This is a genomic window from Streptomyces sp. NPDC001315, from assembly GCF_042896175.1.
Lineage (GTDB): Bacteria > Actinomycetota > Actinomycetes > Streptomycetales > Streptomycetaceae > Streptomyces.
In genome coordinates this window covers 1-15991 of sequence record NZ_JBIAWZ010000044.1, presented here as the reverse complement: position 1 = coordinate 15991, position 15991 = coordinate 1, and the positions used below count along the sequence as shown (strand labels likewise).

Genomic DNA, 15991 nt, shown 5'->3' with positions numbered 1-15991 from the left:
CCGAACGGGATCAGGTCGTCGTCGTGGAAGGTCACACCGTAGGCCCCGAGCTCGGCCAGGCGCTGCACCGTCTCGACCGGGTCGAGGGCACCGCGAGTGGCGTCACCGAACGGATCCCTTCCCTGCCAGCCGACGGTCCACAGACCGAAGGTGAACCTGTCCTCAGGGGTGGGCTGGTAGCTCATGCCGCGGCTCCTTGCTTGCTGAACTATTTCGTCATGGCCGTTTACAAATTAGTATGCCAGCACATCCCTGGGAAGGGGACAAGATGTCCCCCCAAGGGTGAGATCCGGGTCGTCGTACCCCCGGGCACCAGGAAAACAGCAGGTCAGATCCCGCGGAGCCGCGGAAGAAAAAGGGAGAGCCCGATGTCAGCAGCCGAGGGTCCGCTCGTCGTCGGCGTGGACTCGTCCACCCAGTCCACCAAGGCGCTCGTCGTCGACGCGGCCACCGGTCAGGTCGTCGCGAGCGGCCAGGCACCACACACCGTCTCCTCGGGGGCGGGGCGCGAGAGCGACCCCCGTCAATGGTGGGACGCCCTGTGCGAGGCCCTGCGCCAGTGCGGTGACGCAGCTCACGAGGCTGCCGCGGTGTCGATCGGCGGGCAGCAGCACGGGCTCGTCACCCTCGACGCCCAGGGCGAGCCGGTACGCCCGGCACTGCTGTGGAACGACGTCCGCTCGGCGCCGCAGGCCCGTCGGCTCGTCGAGGAACTGGGCGGGCCGAAGGCCTGGGCGGAGCGGACGGGGAGCGTGCCCGGAGCATCGTTCACGGTCACCAAGTGGGCCTGGCTGGCCGAGCACGAGCCGGAGGCGGTCCGCGCCACCAAGGCCGTACGCCTCCCCCACGACTACCTCACAGAGCGCCTCACGGGGCAGGGCACGACCGACCGCGGTGACGCCTCCGGCACCGGCTGGTGGGCGTCCGGGACGGAGGCGTACGACGAGGAGACCCTCGCCCACGTGGGTCTCGACCCCGCCCTCCTGCCCCGCGTGGTCCGGCCCGGCGAGGTGGCCGGGACCGTCCGCGACAGCCACGACCTGCCCTTCTCCAAGGGCACCCTGGTCGCCCCCGGCACCGGCGACAACGCCGCCGCCGCACTGGGGCTGGGGTTGCTTCCTGGCACTCCGGTGCTCAGTCTCGGCACCTCGGGCACGGTGTACGCGGTGTCGAAGCGGCGCCCCGCAGACCCGACCGGTACCGTGGCGGGCTTCGCCGACGCGCACGGCGACTGGCTGCCGCTGGCCTGCACCCTGAACTGCACGCTCGCTGTCGACCGCCTCGCCGCCCTGCTGGGCCTCGACCGCGAGGCGGTGGAGCCCACTACCGGGATCACGCTCCTGCCCTACCTGGACGGCGAACGCACCCCGAACCTGCCGAACGCCTCGGGGCTCCTGCACGGCCTGCGCCACGACACGACCGCCGGTCAGCTCTTGCAGGCCGCCTACGACGGCGCCGTCCACTCGCTGCTGGGCGCCCTCGACCTGGTGCTCGACGCGGACGCTGACCGGACGGCCCCGCTGTTGCTGATCGGCGGCGGCGCCCGGGGCACGGCCTGGCAGCAGACGGTACGGCGGCTGTCGGGGCGGCCCGTCCAGGTCCCCGAGGCCAGGGAACTGGTCGCGCTCGGCGCTGCGGCCCAGGCCGCCGGCCTGCTGACCGGTGAGGACCCGGCCGCGGTCGCCCGGCGCTGGAACACCACGCAGGGGCCGGTGCTGGAGGCGGTGGAGCGGGACGAGGAGACACTGGCCAGGATCGCCGGGGTAGTCTCCGACGCGGCCCTGCTGCTGGAACGGGGGACGAACGCCCGCTGAGAGACATCGACGGAGGACTGACCGCAGGCATGACCGCACCGCTGCACGAGGGACACCCGACCGGTCCAGGTCGGGCGCTGCCCGACACCCAGCAGGGCATGCGCCGACGCAATCTCGCCCGGGTGATGCACGCGGTCGGCGCCGAGGGCCCGCTGTCCCGCGCCGCGGTCGCCTCGCGCATCGGGCTGACCCGGGCGGCGGTGTCGACCCTCGTCGACGAGCTCATTCGCTCCGGCCTGCTGGAGGAGTTGGGCCCCGAGCGACCCGGCAGAGTCGGCCGGCCCGGGTCGGCTCTCGCCGTCAGCGGGCGCGGGCCCACCGGGATCGGCGCCGAGGTGGGGGTCGACCACCTCGCGGTCTGCGCGGTCGACCTGCGCGGGGAAGTGCGGGCGAGGGCCGTGCGGCACGGCACGAACCGCGGCCGCTCCCCCGAACCGGTCATCCAGGAACTCGCCTCGCTGGTGCGCCTGGTCGTCGCCGAGACAGAACGTGACGGCCTGTGGCCGGCGGGGCTCGCCGTGGCCGTGCCCGGTCTGGTCGCCCCCGATGCCCGGACCGTCGTACGCGCCCCGAACCTCGACTGGCACGACCTGGACCTCGGCCGCCTGCTGCCGGCGGAGTTGCCGCTGACCGTGGACAACGAGGCCAACTTCGGCGGCCTCGCCGAACTCTGGCTCGGCGAGGGCACCCCGCGCGACTTCCTCCATGTGTCGGCCGAGATCGGCATTGGTGCGGCGGTCGTCGTGGACGGACGACTGTTGCGTGGAACACGAGGGTTCGCGGGCGAGTTGGGACATGTCCCCGTCCGTCCGGACGGACCGGAGTGCGCGTGCGGCGGGCGCGGCTGCCTGGAGCAGTACGCCGGTGAGGAAGCGGTGCTGCGCGCGGCCGGCCTGGAGCCCGGCGAGGACCGTGTCGGGGTGCTCGCGGGGCGCGCCGCGGAGGGTGACGAGGCCGTACGGGGGGCGCTGCGCGAAGCGGGAACGGCATTCGGTATCGCGCTGACCGGGGCGGTCAACATCCTCGACCCCCAGAGCGTCGTGCTCGGGGGCGCGCTGGCCGGTCTCGCTCCCTGGCTGCTGCCGTCCCTGCGGGAGGAGCTGGCCCGGCGCACCGCGGGACCAGCCTGTCCTGTGGCCGTGTCCCGCCTGGGTTCCGAGGGGCCGCTGCTGGGTGCCGCGCACTCGGTGGTGCGGATGGTCCTGGATGATCCGGCGGCGGTGGCGGAGCGGGGCTGAACCCTTGCGACCGGGATCCACCCAGAACTGAGACCACTCGATCGAGTGGCCGAGTTTTCCACAACGTCCCGGCTGTCCACGGAAGCCCGCCACGCTCTTCTGCCCAACCCGCAGGCGTCGTACCGTGATTCACGCGAGGCGCAGCCGTCGTGTCGTGGCGACGGCGGGCGTATCGGGTGAACGAGGGGGCTTCACATGTCGGGGGAATCGTCGCTGGAAACGCCGTTGAAAGCATCTGTCGGCCTGCGGCGCGACGCCGTCGGTCTGCGCGAGGTCCTGTTCCAGAGCGTCACGGCCATGGCGCCGGCCGCCGCGGTGGCCGCGTCCATTCCGTCGGGGGCGGCCTTCGCGGGCGGCAGCCTACCGCTGTCCGTCCTGATCGCGCTGGTGGCCTGTCTGTTGACCGCGTCCTGTGTGGCGGAGCTGGCCCGGGAGTTACCGTCCGCCGGCTCGGTGGCAACCTACGCGGCGCAGGGCCTGCACCCGGCCGTCGGCTTCCTGGTCGGATGGGGCTATGTGTTCGTGGAGACCCTGGTCCCGCCGTTGCTGCTCCTCCAGCTCGGCTTCACCACGGCGGGCACACTGCACCAGGAGTGGTCCTCGTATCCAGCGGACCTCTGGTGGCCGTGGTCGCTCGCAGGCGCCGCCGTCATCACGATGACGGGCTACTTGGGGGTTCGTGCCTCGGCCCGCTTCGGCACAGTGCTGGGCGTCTTCGAAGTCCTGGTCTTCCTCGTGTTCGCCGGCTGGCTGATCGGCAAAGCGGGCGCCGACAACACCCTGTCCGTCTTCGGAACCTCCCACACGGCCGACGGCTACGGCGGTGTCAGCGGAGTGTTCGCCGGATCGGTCTACACGGTGCTGGCCTTCGCCGGGTTCGAGGCGGCGGCGCCGCTGGCCGAGGAGACCCGGGACCCACGCCGCACGATGCACCGCGCGGTGCTCGGCGCGGCCCTGGCGATCGGGCTGTTCTACGTGGTCACCACGTACGCCATGACGGTGTACTTCGGCCCTGACCGCTTCGCGCGGTTCGGCGCCTCCGGTGCCGCCTCCTGGGAGGGAGTGGCGCGGGCGTCGTTCGGGCTGTTCTGGGTCCTGGTGTTCCTCGCCGTGGTCAACTCCACGATCGCCAACGCCAACGCGTGCGCCAACGTCTCCACGCGCACGGCGTTCGCCCTGGCCCGAGCCCGTGTTCTCCCCCGTGTTCTCGCCGCACTGCATCCCCGGCACCGCTCCCCTGTCGCCGGCATCGCCGTGCAGGCCGTCGTGGCGATCGGCGCCGTACTCGGACTGGGTCTCGCCTACGACCCCGTGACGGCGTTCCTGCTGCTGGCCACGGTGATCGTCACGGTCGTCATCGGGGTGTACATCGTGGTGAACCTCGCCTGTGCGGGCTACTTCCTGCGCCGCGGACGCCCGGTGCTGAGGTCCGTGCGGCACGTGGTGTTCCCCCTCCTGGGCATCGTCGCGTTCGTCCCGGCACTGCTGACCGCGGCAGGCCTGCCGGTCTTCGACTTCGTGACCGAGCTGACCGCGCCGGTCTCGTACGCCGGACCCGTCGTCGGCGGCTGGATGGCGGCCGGGGTCGTGGTGCTGCTCGTGCTCGTGCGGCGCCATCCCGAGCGCATATCCGAGACCGCCCGTGTCCACCTTGACGAGACCTTACCCGCCGTCCTTCCGCAGAACGGAGCAGTGCAGCGATGAACGACTCTCGGATCCTGACCGTGCGGCCCGAGCCGGGTGAATACGCCTGGACGTTCGGCGGAGCGCCGCCGGTGGCCCGTATCGCGCCCGGGACGGTCCTCGACCTGTACACGGAGGACTGCTTCGCCGGACGGGTGCGATCCGAGAAGGACCTCGTGTCCGAGGTGTGCGAGTTCCCCTTCCTCAATCCGCAGACGGGTCCCTTCCATGTGGAGGGAGCTGAGCCGGGGGACACGGTCGCCGTGCACTTCGTGTCGATCGAACCCGCCCGGGACTGGGCAGCCTCGACCACCGTTCCGTTGTTCGGCGCGCTGACCTCGACACACGCCACAGCCACGCTGCAGCCCCCACTGCCGGAGACCGTCTGGATCTGGCAGCTCGACCGGACCCGCAGAACCGCACTGTTCCGGGCCCACGACAGTGATTTCGAGGTCGAGCTGCCCTTCGACCCGATGCACGGGACCGTGGGGGTGGCCCCCGCCAACCTGGAGGTGCGTTCGGCGCTGGTGCCCGACGCCCACGGCGGGAACATGGACACGCCGGAGATGCGGGCGGGCGTCACGTGCTACCTCGGGGTGAACGTCGAGGGCGCGCTGCTCAGTCTGGGTGACGGGCACGCCCGGCAGGGCGAGGGAGAGACCTGCGGGGTCGCCGTGGAGTGTGCGATGAACACCGTGGTGATCGTCGAATTGCTGAAGGGGATCGCCACGCCGTGGCCGCGCATCGAGTCGGACACACACATCATCTCGACCGGTTCGGCGCGCCCGCTGGAGGACGCGTTCCGGATATCCCAGCTCGACCTGGTGCAGTGGCTGGTGCGCGACTACGGGTTCAGTGAGCTGGACGCATACCAGTTCGCGACTCAGGCCGTCGAGTCGCCGTTGGCCAACGTGTGCGACACCAACTACACGTGTGTGGCCAAGCTCCGCAAGGAATGGCTGCCGACGCGCGAGACTCACCGCGGGCTGCACGTGCGAATGCGTGAGGCTGCGTCAGGCCTCCGGCCCTGATCGCACTTGCCCAATGAGCCCCATGGCCCAATGCCCCAACCCCGATGACAGCCCTCCCCCACCGAAAGGCGATCGAGCATGGAACGGGCAAAACCACTGCCCAGCAGACGACGCCTCCTCAAAGGAGCCGCCCTCGCCGCCATCCCGTACGCGCTGCTCCCTGGCACCCGGGCCGAGGCGCAGGCAGAGGCCGTCGACTATCCACTCGCCGAGTGGCAGCCGGCGAGCACCTCCAACTACACGGCGTCGAACCGCCCCACCACCTACCCCCTCGACTACGTGGTCATCCACATCACCCAGGAGACCTACCCCGACACCCTCGCCATCTTCCAGAACCCGGCGAAGAGCGTGTCGGCGCACTACGTCGTCCGCTCCGCCGACGGGCACATCGCCCAGTGCGTCCGCGAGCACGACGTCGCCTGGCATGCGGGGAACTGGGACTACAACACGCGCAGCATCGGCATCGAGCACGAGGGCTGGGTGGACGAGCCCGCCTATTTCACCAATGCCCTGTACGAAGAGTCGGCCAGGCTCACGGCGGCAATCTGTACCGAGTACGGCATCCCGAAGGACCGCGCGCACATCATCGGGCACTACGAGGTACCGGGCACGGACCACACCGATCCCGGACCGAACTGGGACTGGACCCGCTATATAAGACTCGTCAACTTCGTCTGACCGACCTGATCCACCTGACCGACCCACCGACCCACCGACCCGACCGCATCGCGCCCATGGTCGGCACCGTTCGGGTCGCCGTGGTCGAAACGGTTGTCGGCAGGCACACCCGGAGTGACGATGTCCTCAGCCGCATTGCCTGAGCCGTGTCGCCCGAGTCATGCCGCCTGAGCCCATTGCCCGAGCCTCATCGCCTCAGTCGCGTCACCTCAGCAGTATCGCTTTCCGGGAGGCCGAGTTGACCGATCCCTGGGTGGCCCTGGAGCCGGGGGCCGACCCTGTCGAGCGTGCGGAGGTGCTGCGCCGTGCGCACCACACGTTCACCGAGGCGGGCACGGTGCCCCGGCCGGTGCGCGCCGTGGTGGCGGACTCATGGCGGCGTTCCGCGCGGGCCGGGGTCGGACCGGACGGCACCGCGAGCGTGGAGCTCATGGACGGCGACCTCGGCGCGTACCGCGCCGAGCATCCGCTGGCACGGGCGATGCCGCTGTTCCGTGAGCTGATGGGCACGTTCGCCGCCGATGGCGAGCATCTGCTGGCGGTGTGCGACGGGCACGGCAGGCTGCTGTGGGTCGAGGGCCACGCGGCGACCCGGCGGCAGGCAGGGCGGATGAACTTCGTGCCAGGTGCCCGCTGGGCGGAGACGGCGGTCGGGACGAACGCGCCGGGCACGGCGGTCGCCGTGGACCGTCCGGTGCAGGTCTTCGCGACCGAGCACTTCATCCGGCGGGTGCAGCCCTGGACCTGCGCGGCTGCGCCGGTGCACGATCCGCGCACCGGGCGGGTGCTCGGTGCCGTGGACATCACCGGCGGGGACGGACTCGCGCATCCGCACAGCCTCGGGTTCGTCCAAGCCGTCGCACGCGCCGCCGAGTCCCATCTGGCGTTGCTCGCCCCCGGGCAACCCGCCGAGGACACCGCCGAACTGACCGCGCTGGGTCGCGACGAGGCGCGGCTGCTCGCCGGCGGTCGCAAGGTAAGGCTCAGCCGCAGGCACAGCGAGATCATGGTGCTGCTGGCCCGGCACCCGGAGGGACTGACCGGCGACGAGCTGCTGTGCGCGCTGTACGAGGACGAGTCGGTGACGCCAGTGACTCTGCGCGCCGAACTGGCCCGGCTGCGCGGGGTCCTCGGCCCCGGGCTGCTGGCCTCGCGCCCCTACCGGCTGACGGTGCCGGTCGAATCCGATGTCGCCGCCGTGGAGAGACGCCTGGAGACGGGGGCGGTCACAGCGGCCGCGGCGGCATACGCCGGACCGCTGCTGCCCGGCTCCCAGGCCCCGGCGGTGGTGCGGCTCAGGCGGCGCATCGCCGACGGTCTGCGGGCGGCGCTGATCGCCCGTCGCGACCCCGATCTGCTGGCGGACTGGGCACACACGCCGTGGGGCGAGGACGACCTCGACGTGTGGCGGGCGCTTGCCGCGGTGCGCCCGACGGCGGCGGTCCGGGCGCGACTCGCCGCGCTGGAGACAGAGCTGGCGGCACCGGCCCGGCCGTCGGGACGCTGAGCACGGTCCCGCAACGTGGTCGCAACGTCCGCGTCCCTAGCCTCGCGCCGAGAGCTGCCCAACGGCGGGCAGCGCTTCTGAGGGAGGCAGACCAGCATGACCCGTTACGCGGCGCCCGGCACCGAAGGCGCGATCGTCTCCTACCAGGCGCGCTACGACCACTTCATCGGGGGCGCGTACGTGCCTCCGGCCAGGGGGCAGTACTTCGAGAACCCGAGTCCCGTGAACGGTCAGCCGTTCACCGAGGTGGCGCGTGGCACGGCGGAGGACGTGGAGCGTGCGCTCGACGCCGCGCACGCGGCCGCGCCGGGCTGGGGACGCACGTCGGCGACCGAGCGTTCCGACATCCTGCTCAAGATCGCCGACCGTATGGAGGCGAACCTCGAGGCTTTGGCGGTCGCCGAGAGCTGGGAGAACGGCAAGCCGGTCCGGGAGACGCTGGCGGCCGACATCCCGCTGGCCATCGACCACTTCCGGTACTTCGCGGGCGCGATCCGTGCCCAGGAGGGGGCGCTGAGCGAGGTCGACGACGACACGGTGGCGTACCACTTCCACGAGCCGCTCGGTGTCGTTGCGCAGATCATCCCGTGGAACTTCCCCATCCTGATGGCCACGTGGAAGCTCGCCCCCGCGCTCGCGGCGGGCAACGCGGTCGTCATCAAGCCCGCCGAGCAGACCCCGGTCTCCCTGCACTACTGGATGAGCCTGGTCACCGACCTGCTGCCGCCGGGAGTCGTGAACATCGTCAACGGCTTCGGCGAGGAGGCGGGCAAGCCCCTCGCGTCCAGCCCGCGTGTGGCGAAGATCGCCTTCACGGGCGAGACGTCGACAGGGCGGCTGATCATGCAGTACGCCTCGGAGAACCTGAAGCCGGTCACGCTGGAGCTCGGCGGCAAGTCGCCCAACATCTTCTTCGACGACGTGTGGGAGAAGGACGACGACCTGCGGGACAAGGCGCTCGAGGGCTTCACCATGTTCGCGCTGAACCAGGGCGAGGTGTGCACCTGCCCGTCCCGCGGGCTGATCCAGCGCGGCAACTACGGCGACTTCCTGGAGGCGGCCGTCGCCCGCACCGAACTGATCAAGCCCGGCCACCCCCTGGACACCGACACGATGATCGGGGCCCAGGCGTCCAGCGATCAGCTGGCCAAGATCCTGTCGTACATCGACATCGGCCGCGAGGAGGGCGCCAAGGTCCTCACCGGTGGCGAACGCGCCGAGTACGACGGCGACTTGAAGGGGGGCTACTACGTCCGCCCGACGATCTTCGAGGGCGACAACCGTATGCGGATCTTCCAGGAGGAGATCTTCGGGCCGGTGGTCTCCGTGGCCTCGTTCGGCGACTTCGACGACGCCATCAAGATCGCCAACGACACGCTGTACGGCCTCGGAGCCGGCGTGTGGACCCGCGACATCAACACGGCGTACCGCGCGGGCCGGGCGATCCAGGCGGGCCGCGTCTGGACGAACTGTTACCACGCCTATCCCGCACACGCTGCCTTCGGCGGCTACAAGCAGTCCGGGATCGGCCGCGAGACGCACAAGATGATGCTGGAGCACTACCAGCAGACCAAGAACATTCTTTGTTCTTACAGCCCTCAGAAGCTTGGCTTCTTCTAGAGCCTGAAGTCGGTTGCCTGGAGGGATCGTTGCGCTCCAGGCAACCGACACGGTAGGTACCCACTGTAAACAATTGGGTTCTTCGAGTTACTGTCTGACATCCAGGGGGGTTCCCGCCGGACCAGTCGCGGACCAAATAGCGCCGAAGGACATCACCCCACGAGCCGCCCGCTCACGAGCACAGCGACCCGCCGTTGCCCGTAAGCAGCGCCCGAATCGCCAGGCAGGCGCGGAACGCGTCGAAGAAGTCGCCCTCTACGGGGGCGTTGCCGAGCACGTTGTAGAAGACGAGACCGATGAGGGCTACGCCGAGGCCGTTGCCGACCTGCAGCCCGGTGGTCAGTCACGCCGGAGGCGGAGCCCGCGTGGTGCGCCGGGACCCGGGCGAGCACGGTCGAAGCGAGCGGCGCGATCGCCAGCCCCATGCCGGCGCCGCCGAGGAACAGGCCGGGGATGAGCCAGCCGATGTCGTCATGGACGCCGATGGAGCTGACGGCCCAGATCTGCAGGCCCATGCCGACGAGCCGGATGACACAGCCCACGGCGTTGGTCTGCGGGCCGAACCGGGCGGCGAACTTGCGGGCCGACATGGAGGTGATGATGTAGCCGAGGCCCAGGGCGCCGAAGACCAGTCCGGAGTCGAGGGGTTCGAGGAGCCGGCCCTTTTGCAGGTAGAGGGCGAGCACCAGGAAGTAGGACGCCATGCTGGCGAAGAAGGTCAGCCGCGCGAACAGGCCTGCGGTGAAGGCGCGTTCCCGGAAAAGGGAGAGGTCGACGGAGGGCGAGCCGCCGTTCCCGCGCAGTCTGTTCTGCTGCACGGCGAATACGGTGAAGAGCGGGACAGCGCCCACGAGCAGGATCCAGGACCAGGTGGGCCAGCCCTGCTGCCGGCCTTCGATCAGCGGCAGGCAGAGCGCGACGAGCGCGGCCGTCACCAGGATCATGCCGATGAGATCCAGCTTCGGGCGACCCGGGGCCTTGGACTCGCCGTCGACGACCAGGGCGGGGTTGGGGTCGTGGGCACGCAGCACCTGCCTGACGGCGCCCAACACCGGGCCCATGGCGGGGTCGGCGAGCGGCTTCTGCTCGTACACGGGGGCGTAACCGGCCGCGAGCAGCAACGGGTTGCGGTCGCGCATCGGGACGTCGAGCTGTTCGGCGAGACGGAGCACCATGGCCCGGCTGGGCATGGCCCGCCCGGTCTCCAGGAAGCTGATGTGCCGGGCCGACACGCCCGCCTGGTTGGCGAGGTCCACCTGACTCAGACGACGGCGCTCGCGCCACTCCCGCACCAGCGACCCCACCTGTGACGGCGTACGCCGCTCGGACACGGCCATGCGTGTACTCCACTCCCCGTCCCGCTCGGCATCCGCAGCAATGCCCCGGCGTCTGTCAACGTAGATGCTCCGCCGTCGCGCGACCACCGCGCTGTCAGTTTCCGGCCACGGGGTGCCGTGTGCCATACCCGGTCGGGCCTCTCCCTTTCCGGCCCGCGAACTTACGAACGTGCGGGCTGATTGGCGATGAGAAGGGTGCTGCCGGCCGGGCGGAAGCCCTGGCGTGAGTAGATGCGAGCGACGGCGTCCTGCGCGTAGGCGAGGAAGACGGTACTCACCCCGTGCTCACGAGCGTGGCTGACCAGGGCCGCCGTGACGGCTGCGGCCAGCCCCTGGCGACGGGCGATGGGAAGGGTGCCGATGCCACCGATCTCAGTGGTACCGCCGGCTGGATGGTAGTGGCCGACCGCCAGCGGGGTGCCGTCCGAGGCGAGGGCAGCGATGAGCGTTTTATGCCCGGCACGGAGCGTGGAGCGGATTACTGCCACGGTGCCGTCCTCGGTCAGTTCCTCGGCTGCCGCCGAGAGCTCCTTGCGGCCCGCAAGGCCCACCGCGGTTGCCTCCTCGGCGAAGGCCAGGCGGGAAAGGGCGAGGGCCGCGGGCAACACGGGATCATCGGCCGTCAGCACACGGAGTTTCACGCCGTCCGGCAACGGCTGCGGACCGACCTGACGGTGCGGATCCAGAGTCATCAGCGGGCGTTCCGCAGCCGGCAGGCCAAGCGCCTCGAGGCCGGCACGCAGCGTCGGAGCGGCCTCGGCCAGCCACTCGAAAGCTTCCGGCACACCCAGTTCACGCTGCCGGGCCCGCACCCGGGCGATGTCGGCGTCGGTCACCGACGAGGCCCCCTCAGCAGTGGGCTGAGCATGGCTGGGACCGCCGTAATACGGAGCACCTGGCTTCCCGCGCACGAACAACCGCAAGGAACCGAACACTTCGGCATCGGAGAACAGCAACGGCACAGTGGCGTAGTACTGCTCGATACGAACACGCAGCGGGTCACTCATGCGGTGCATCCCACCACGCGACTGTGCCACACCGCACCCGAGATTGGCCGTCCGTGACGGTAAACGCCACAGGGAAGCCCGACTTCTACGAGTCGCCGGCATCGGACACTCCGCTCATCACCCGGGTCTCCGCCGGCGCCCTGGCCGTCGCGCGACTTCATCAGTTCGGACAGAGGCCATGTCAGGCTGAACGCGCCCGCCCGGCGGACTCCAGTACCGCGGTCAGAAAGCGACGCACCGTCTCCAACTCGCTCGCCTGGAAACCCTCCGCGGCCGCCATCACCTCACTGATCACCGGCCCGAAGAAGGCCCACCCGAGTTCTGTGGCCTTCTCCTCCACCTCCAGGAGCACACGTCGGCGGTCGATCGTGTCCCTGCTGCGCCGGACCAGTCCGAGCCTCTCCAGCCGATCCACGAGGGCGGTGGTTCCGGCGGAGTTCAGGCGCAGTTGCTCGCCGAGCCACCCGGGCGTGGCGCGGGTACCGGCCCGTGCCGCGTCCAGCAAGTGGATCAGCGCGCGCACATCGGTGGGATGCAGCCCGTTGCGCGCGGCGAACTCGGCGCCGAGCAGGTCGAACTCCACAGTGACCGCGCGCAGCAGGTGAACCAGCCGCATCGCCGGGCTCCGATCGCTCTGATCGTCCATTGCACACTCCCTCGGACTTCAGCGTAATATCTCGCTCATCGAGATTATCGCTCATCGAGAGGGATACCCGTGTCACCGTCCGCCTTCGACCGTGCCTACCAGGAACTTCGCGCCCGCTGGCCCGAGTCCACCGAGGAACGCGACATCGCCACGCCCTACGGGCGCACCCGCGTCCATGTGTACGGCCCGGTGAACGGCACCCCACTGGTGCTGCTACCCGGCGGCTCCGCCACCGGCCTTGTCTGGTTCGCCAACGCACCAGTTCTCGGCGAGCGCTACCGGGTCCACGCGGTTGACCTGCTGGGCGACGCCGGCCGCACCGAACGTCAGGGCACACCACTGAAGAACGCCAACGACCTCACTGCCTGGCTGGATGCACTGCTGAACGGCCTCGGACTCGCCCGCACGCACCTGTGCGGCCACTCGCACGGCGCCTGGCTGGCCGTCAGGTACGCACTCCATGCACCGCAGCGGGTCGACCGCCTCGTCCTCGTCGACCCCACCCAGGTCTTCGCCGGGTTCCGCCCCAGCTACCTGCTCCGCGCGCTACCCACCCTGATCCGCCCGAGCGAGGCCCGCGCCCGCGCCTTCCTCGCCTGGGAGACGGCAGATACCCACCCGGACGAGACCTGGCAGCGCCTCTACGCGCTGGCCACCACCGTTCCCGGCCGCAAGCTCATCGCCGGCGGCCGTCCCCGGACCGCCGACCTCTCCATGCCGGTGCTGGTCCTGCTCGCGGAGCGCAGCCGCACCCACCACGCCGTCAAGGTCGCCGACCGGGCCCGCCGGACGCTCCCACAGGGCGAGGTGGCACTGCTCCCCGGAGCCACCCACCACTCCCTGCCACTCACCACGCCGAAACAACTGAACGACCAACTGATGGAATTCCTGGGCTGACGGTGCAAGCGTCAAGCGTTACGGCTGTCACGTCACCAGGGCGGTGCGACCACCACGCGGAAGGAGTCGCGGGCGTGGCGGATCATCAGCCGGTCGCAGCGCCGAAGCGGCGTTGCGATCTTCAAGGCAGTTCATATCCGACGGATACTCAACAGGAGACCGGCATGGACACGGCGAGCTCGCGGCAGACCTCGGTGCTGATCACCGGAGGCAACAAGGGACTGGGGTTCGAGGCAGCACGGCGGCTCGGGGAGCAGGGCTGGACGATCTTTCTCGGATCGCGCGACGAGGGCCGGGGCAGGCAGCCGCCGAGAAGCTCACCGCGGACGGGGTGCGTGTGGTCATGATCCCGCTGGATGTGACCTCCGACGTCTCGGTGGCCGACGCCGTGCGGCGCGTCCGCGAGCAAACCGACCGGCTGGACGTACTGATCAACAACGCCGGCGCGCCGGGGAGGCTTGTCGCGCCCGCGGACGCGACGGTCGAGGAGATCCACTCCGTCTACGACACCAACGTGTACGGGCCGATCAGGGTCACCCACGCGTTCCTTCCCCTACTTCGGGCGGCGGAGCATCCGCGGGTGGTGATGGTGTCCAGCGGCGGCGGCTCCTTCGCGGTCGTGACCGACCCGGACCAACCCGTGTCGAAGATGCACGAACTGGCGTACAGCTCGTCGAAAGCGGCGCTGAACATGATCACCGTCCGGTATGCCCAGGCCCTCCCGGAGGTCAAGTTCAACGTCGCCACCCCGGGAGAGGTCGCCAATCGCAAGTTCGCCGCCACCGACATGAACCACCACACTGGCGAGCTGACGGTCACCGAGGGCACCGACTCGATCGTCAGGCTAGCGACGCTCGACGCGGACGGCCCGACCGGCATCTTCATCGACCGCCTCGGCCCCGTCGCCTGGTGAACTGAAGCCGGGTGCGCGGGGCTTCGTCAAAGGGCGGCCACGGCCGATGCTGACACATGAGCGGGCCGCCTACTGGGGCGGCGGGGGTCAGCCTGGCGTTAGGTGGTTCGGGGCCTCTGGGCGAAAACGCGCGAGGCCCGGCCCGCACTGCGCCCCCGCACCCAGCCGACCGCACCACTCCGTCGTAGCTCGCCCGCGCAGAAGCCCCGTTGGCATCCCGGCAGGGCTTCTGCGTATCAAACTGCCCCCATGACGGGGGGCATGAGTGTGCGGTCCTGAGCAGGTGGCCTCCCGGGCCTCGTAGCGTTTGAGGCTTCTTCTAGGCGCATGCGAAATGGCGCCTGACCTGGGTTTTCACCCGTCAGGCGCCTTTCGCTCAGCCCGCTCTCGACCGAGCAGGTCAGGGCACGTTTCGCCTAACTTGACGTCAGGCCAGACAACTCCGCCGAATACCTGAGGTCAGTCGCCGCAAAAGCCCCAGTGACCGTGTTGACCAGGACTGCGACGCCGGGTGTAGCCTCCCGCGTTCGCATCCGTCAGCCCTTGGCACCCGTGGTGCCGGTGCCGCTGCCGATCGCCAGCATTCCGCTCAGGGTCCTCCCGTTGGTGGTATTGGCCATGTTGACCGTGTAACTGCCGTCGGTGAGCTCGTCCGCCGTCGTGAAGACCACGGACTTGGAGTCCTCAGCCCACTTGAAGTACGAGATGTCCAGCGGCGATCCGTGCTTCACGATCGAGAACGACGCGGCTGCGGCGTCCAGGGGCCGGTCGAACGTCGCGGTGAGCTCGTTCGCGCCGGTCTGCGTGACCGTCATCGCGGCGTGGGTGCCGGGGCCGGTCGCCGGGATCTTGATCCACATGGCGGGACGTACGCCGCCGAGCGGGTTGGTCACGAGGCGCCCGTACGAGGCGACGAAGCCGGCGGAGTTCGCGAAGACGGCGTAGCGCTGGTCGACGCCGGGCGTGCGGAGCCACCACCATTTCGAACCGCTGGCGTTCAGGGCGCTGACCAGCGTCTGGTCGGTGCCGATGTAGGTCTCGTACTCCTGCTGCGACAGCACGAAGACGTTGTCCGTCATGTCGCTTCCGGCCAGCGTCTTGTAGTCGGTGTTCGGCGAGCTGCCAATCCGCGTGCTGATGATCTGCGACTGGTCGTCGACGCTGAAGGTGTCGTAGAACGTGCCGTTCAGGTAGGAACGGAGTTCGCTGTCCTCCCAGGTGGTGTAGAGCGCCTGACCCGTGGTCGGGTTGTACGCGCTGTTGTGCGCGGCGTCAGTGAGGTCGTCCTTGGCGACGATCAGCTCACGGTCGTCCTTCTGGGCGAGCACGATCCACTCGCGTCCGCCGAAGGTGACGCCGGCGTTGCCGCCGTTGTCGAAGTCGGAGCTGACCGCCGGCGCTGCCGGTTCGTTTTTCCCGGCTCTGCCGGGTCGCGGCGACCGAAGCTCCTGTCGGTCTCGACAGGATGTGGTGCCGCGACGCTCCGCGTCGCAGGGCCGGGAGTCGATTCCTCCCAGGCGTGAACGACTCCGTTGGGAAATCCATAAACCGGGCTCGTCGGCTTCCTGAGCTTGACATGATCGTTGTGTTCGTCGGAGCGAGGGGTGGGACTGGGTGTCG

12 protein-coding genes and 2 pseudogenes are annotated in these 15991 nt (G+C 69.9%); 9 read left to right on the top strand and 5 right to left on the bottom strand.

Annotation, left to right across the window (positions count from 1 at the left end; all coding sequences use genetic code 11):
• Positions 1-185, bottom strand: a pseudogene (locus ACFY16_RS42640) (xylose isomerase); the annotation flags it as partial.
• A 183-nt stretch (positions 186-368) separates the two neighbouring features.
• On the opposite strand from ACFY16_RS42640, the gene xylB reads away from it, so the two are divergent.
• The 7 genes from xylB to ACFY16_RS42605 all read left to right on the top strand — a co-directional run bounded on the left by xylB (position 369) and on the right by ACFY16_RS42605 (position 9571).
• Entirely contained in the window at positions 369-1814 is a 1446-nt protein-coding gene (gene xylB, locus ACFY16_RS42635) for a xylulokinase (protein WP_390652617.1), read from the top strand.
• Positions 1815-1843: 29 nt separating this feature from the next.
• Complete coding sequence (locus ACFY16_RS42630; protein WP_390652616.1) at positions 1844-3052, top strand: ROK family protein; 1209 nt, start codon at positions 1844-1846, stop codon at positions 3050-3052.
• A gap of 225 nt (positions 3053-3277) precedes the next feature.
• Positions 3278-4756, top strand: a complete 1479-nt coding sequence (locus ACFY16_RS42625; RefSeq protein ID WP_390652615.1) for an APC family permease — start codon at positions 3278-3280, stop codon at positions 4754-4756.
• Positions 4753-5766: an acetamidase/formamidase family protein gene (locus tag ACFY16_RS42620; RefSeq protein WP_390652614.1), complete on the top strand. Its 1014-nt coding sequence runs from the start codon at positions 4753-4755 to the stop codon at positions 5764-5766. The genes ACFY16_RS42625 and ACFY16_RS42620 overlap by 4 nt, the downstream gene beginning before the upstream one ends.
• Positions 5767-5844: 78 nt before the next feature.
• On the top strand, positions 5845-6444 hold the full coding sequence (locus ACFY16_RS42615; RefSeq protein WP_390652613.1) for an N-acetylmuramoyl-L-alanine amidase: 600 nt from the start codon (positions 5845-5847) through the stop codon (positions 6442-6444).
• Positions 6445-6682: 238 nt separating this feature from the next.
• Positions 6683-7951: a GAF domain-containing protein gene (locus tag ACFY16_RS42610; RefSeq protein ID WP_390652612.1), complete on the top strand. Its 1269-nt coding sequence runs from the start codon at positions 6683-6685 to the stop codon at positions 7949-7951.
• A gap of 96 nt (positions 7952-8047) precedes the next feature.
• Complete coding sequence (locus tag ACFY16_RS42605; protein WP_390652611.1) at positions 8048-9571, top strand: aldehyde dehydrogenase family protein; 1524 nt, start codon at positions 8048-8050, stop codon at positions 9569-9571.
• A 152-nt stretch (positions 9572-9723) separates the two neighbouring features.
• Here the strand turns inward: ACFY16_RS42605 and ACFY16_RS42600 are convergent, their stop codons facing one another.
• From ACFY16_RS42600 to ACFY16_RS42590, 3 genes are all read right to left on the bottom strand, one after another.
• The gene (locus ACFY16_RS42600) at positions 9724-10908 is read right to left on the bottom strand and encodes an MFS transporter (protein ID WP_390652610.1); all 1185 of its coding nucleotides are present in this window, start codon (positions 10906-10908) and stop codon (positions 9724-9726) included.
• A 161-nt stretch (positions 10909-11069) separates the two neighbouring features.
• Positions 11070-11924 carry a GNAT family N-acetyltransferase gene (locus ACFY16_RS42595; protein ID WP_390652618.1) on the bottom strand — a complete coding sequence of 285 codons (855 nt, stop codon included), beginning with the start codon at positions 11922-11924 and terminating at the stop codon, positions 11070-11072.
• A 172-nt stretch (positions 11925-12096) separates the two neighbouring features.
• Positions 12097-12561 (bottom strand): MarR family winged helix-turn-helix transcriptional regulator, encoded by a 465-nt coding sequence (locus ACFY16_RS42590; protein WP_390652609.1) that lies wholly within the window; start codon positions 12559-12561, stop codon positions 12097-12099.
• Positions 12562-12630: 69 nt separating this feature from the next.
• Here ACFY16_RS42590 and ACFY16_RS42585 point away from each other — a divergent pair, with 69 nt between their 5' ends.
• Complete coding sequence (locus ACFY16_RS42585) at positions 12631-13458, top strand: alpha/beta fold hydrolase (RefSeq protein ID WP_390652608.1); 828 nt, start codon at positions 12631-12633, stop codon at positions 13456-13458.
• Between the two features lie 164 nt (positions 13459-13622).
• Positions 13623-14371: pseudogene (locus ACFY16_RS42580) on the top strand (SDR family oxidoreductase).
• A gap of 536 nt (positions 14372-14907) precedes the next feature.
• On the opposite strand, the gene ACFY16_RS42575 reads toward ACFY16_RS42580, so the two are convergent.
• The gene (locus ACFY16_RS42575) at positions 14908-15699 is read right to left on the bottom strand and encodes a DUF6273 domain-containing protein (RefSeq protein WP_390652607.1); all 792 of its coding nucleotides are present in this window, start codon (positions 15697-15699) and stop codon (positions 14908-14910) included.
• Between the last annotated feature and the right edge of the window lie 292 nt (positions 15700-15991).

What these genes read in the sequence shown, in the direction of transcription:
- ACFY16_RS42600 (WP_390652610.1), bottom strand. Translation starts at nt 10,908, where the DNA reads ATGGCCGTGTCCGAGCGGCGTACGCCGTCACAGGTGGGGTCGCTGGTG.
- ACFY16_RS42630 (WP_390652616.1), top strand. Translation starts at nt 1,844, where the DNA reads ATGACCGCACCGCTGCACGAGGGACACCCGACCGGTCCAGGTCGGGCG.
- xylB (WP_390652617.1), top strand. Translation starts at nt 369, where the DNA reads ATGTCAGCAGCCGAGGGTCCGCTCGTCGTCGGCGTGGACTCGTCCACC.
- ACFY16_RS42605 (WP_390652611.1), top strand. Translation starts at nt 8,048, where the DNA reads ATGACCCGTTACGCGGCGCCCGGCACCGAAGGCGCGATCGTCTCCTAC.
- ACFY16_RS42615 (WP_390652613.1), top strand. Translation starts at nt 5,845, where the DNA reads ATGGAACGGGCAAAACCACTGCCCAGCAGACGACGCCTCCTCAAAGGA.
- ACFY16_RS42620 (WP_390652614.1), top strand. Translation starts at nt 4,753, where the DNA reads ATGAACGACTCTCGGATCCTGACCGTGCGGCCCGAGCCGGGTGAATAC.
- ACFY16_RS42595 (WP_390652618.1), bottom strand. Translation starts at nt 11,924, where the DNA reads ATGCACCGCATGAGTGACCCGCTGCGTGTTCGTATCGAGCAGTACTAC.
- ACFY16_RS42590 (WP_390652609.1), bottom strand. Translation starts at nt 12,561, where the DNA reads ATGGACGATCAGAGCGATCGGAGCCCGGCGATGCGGCTGGTTCACCTG.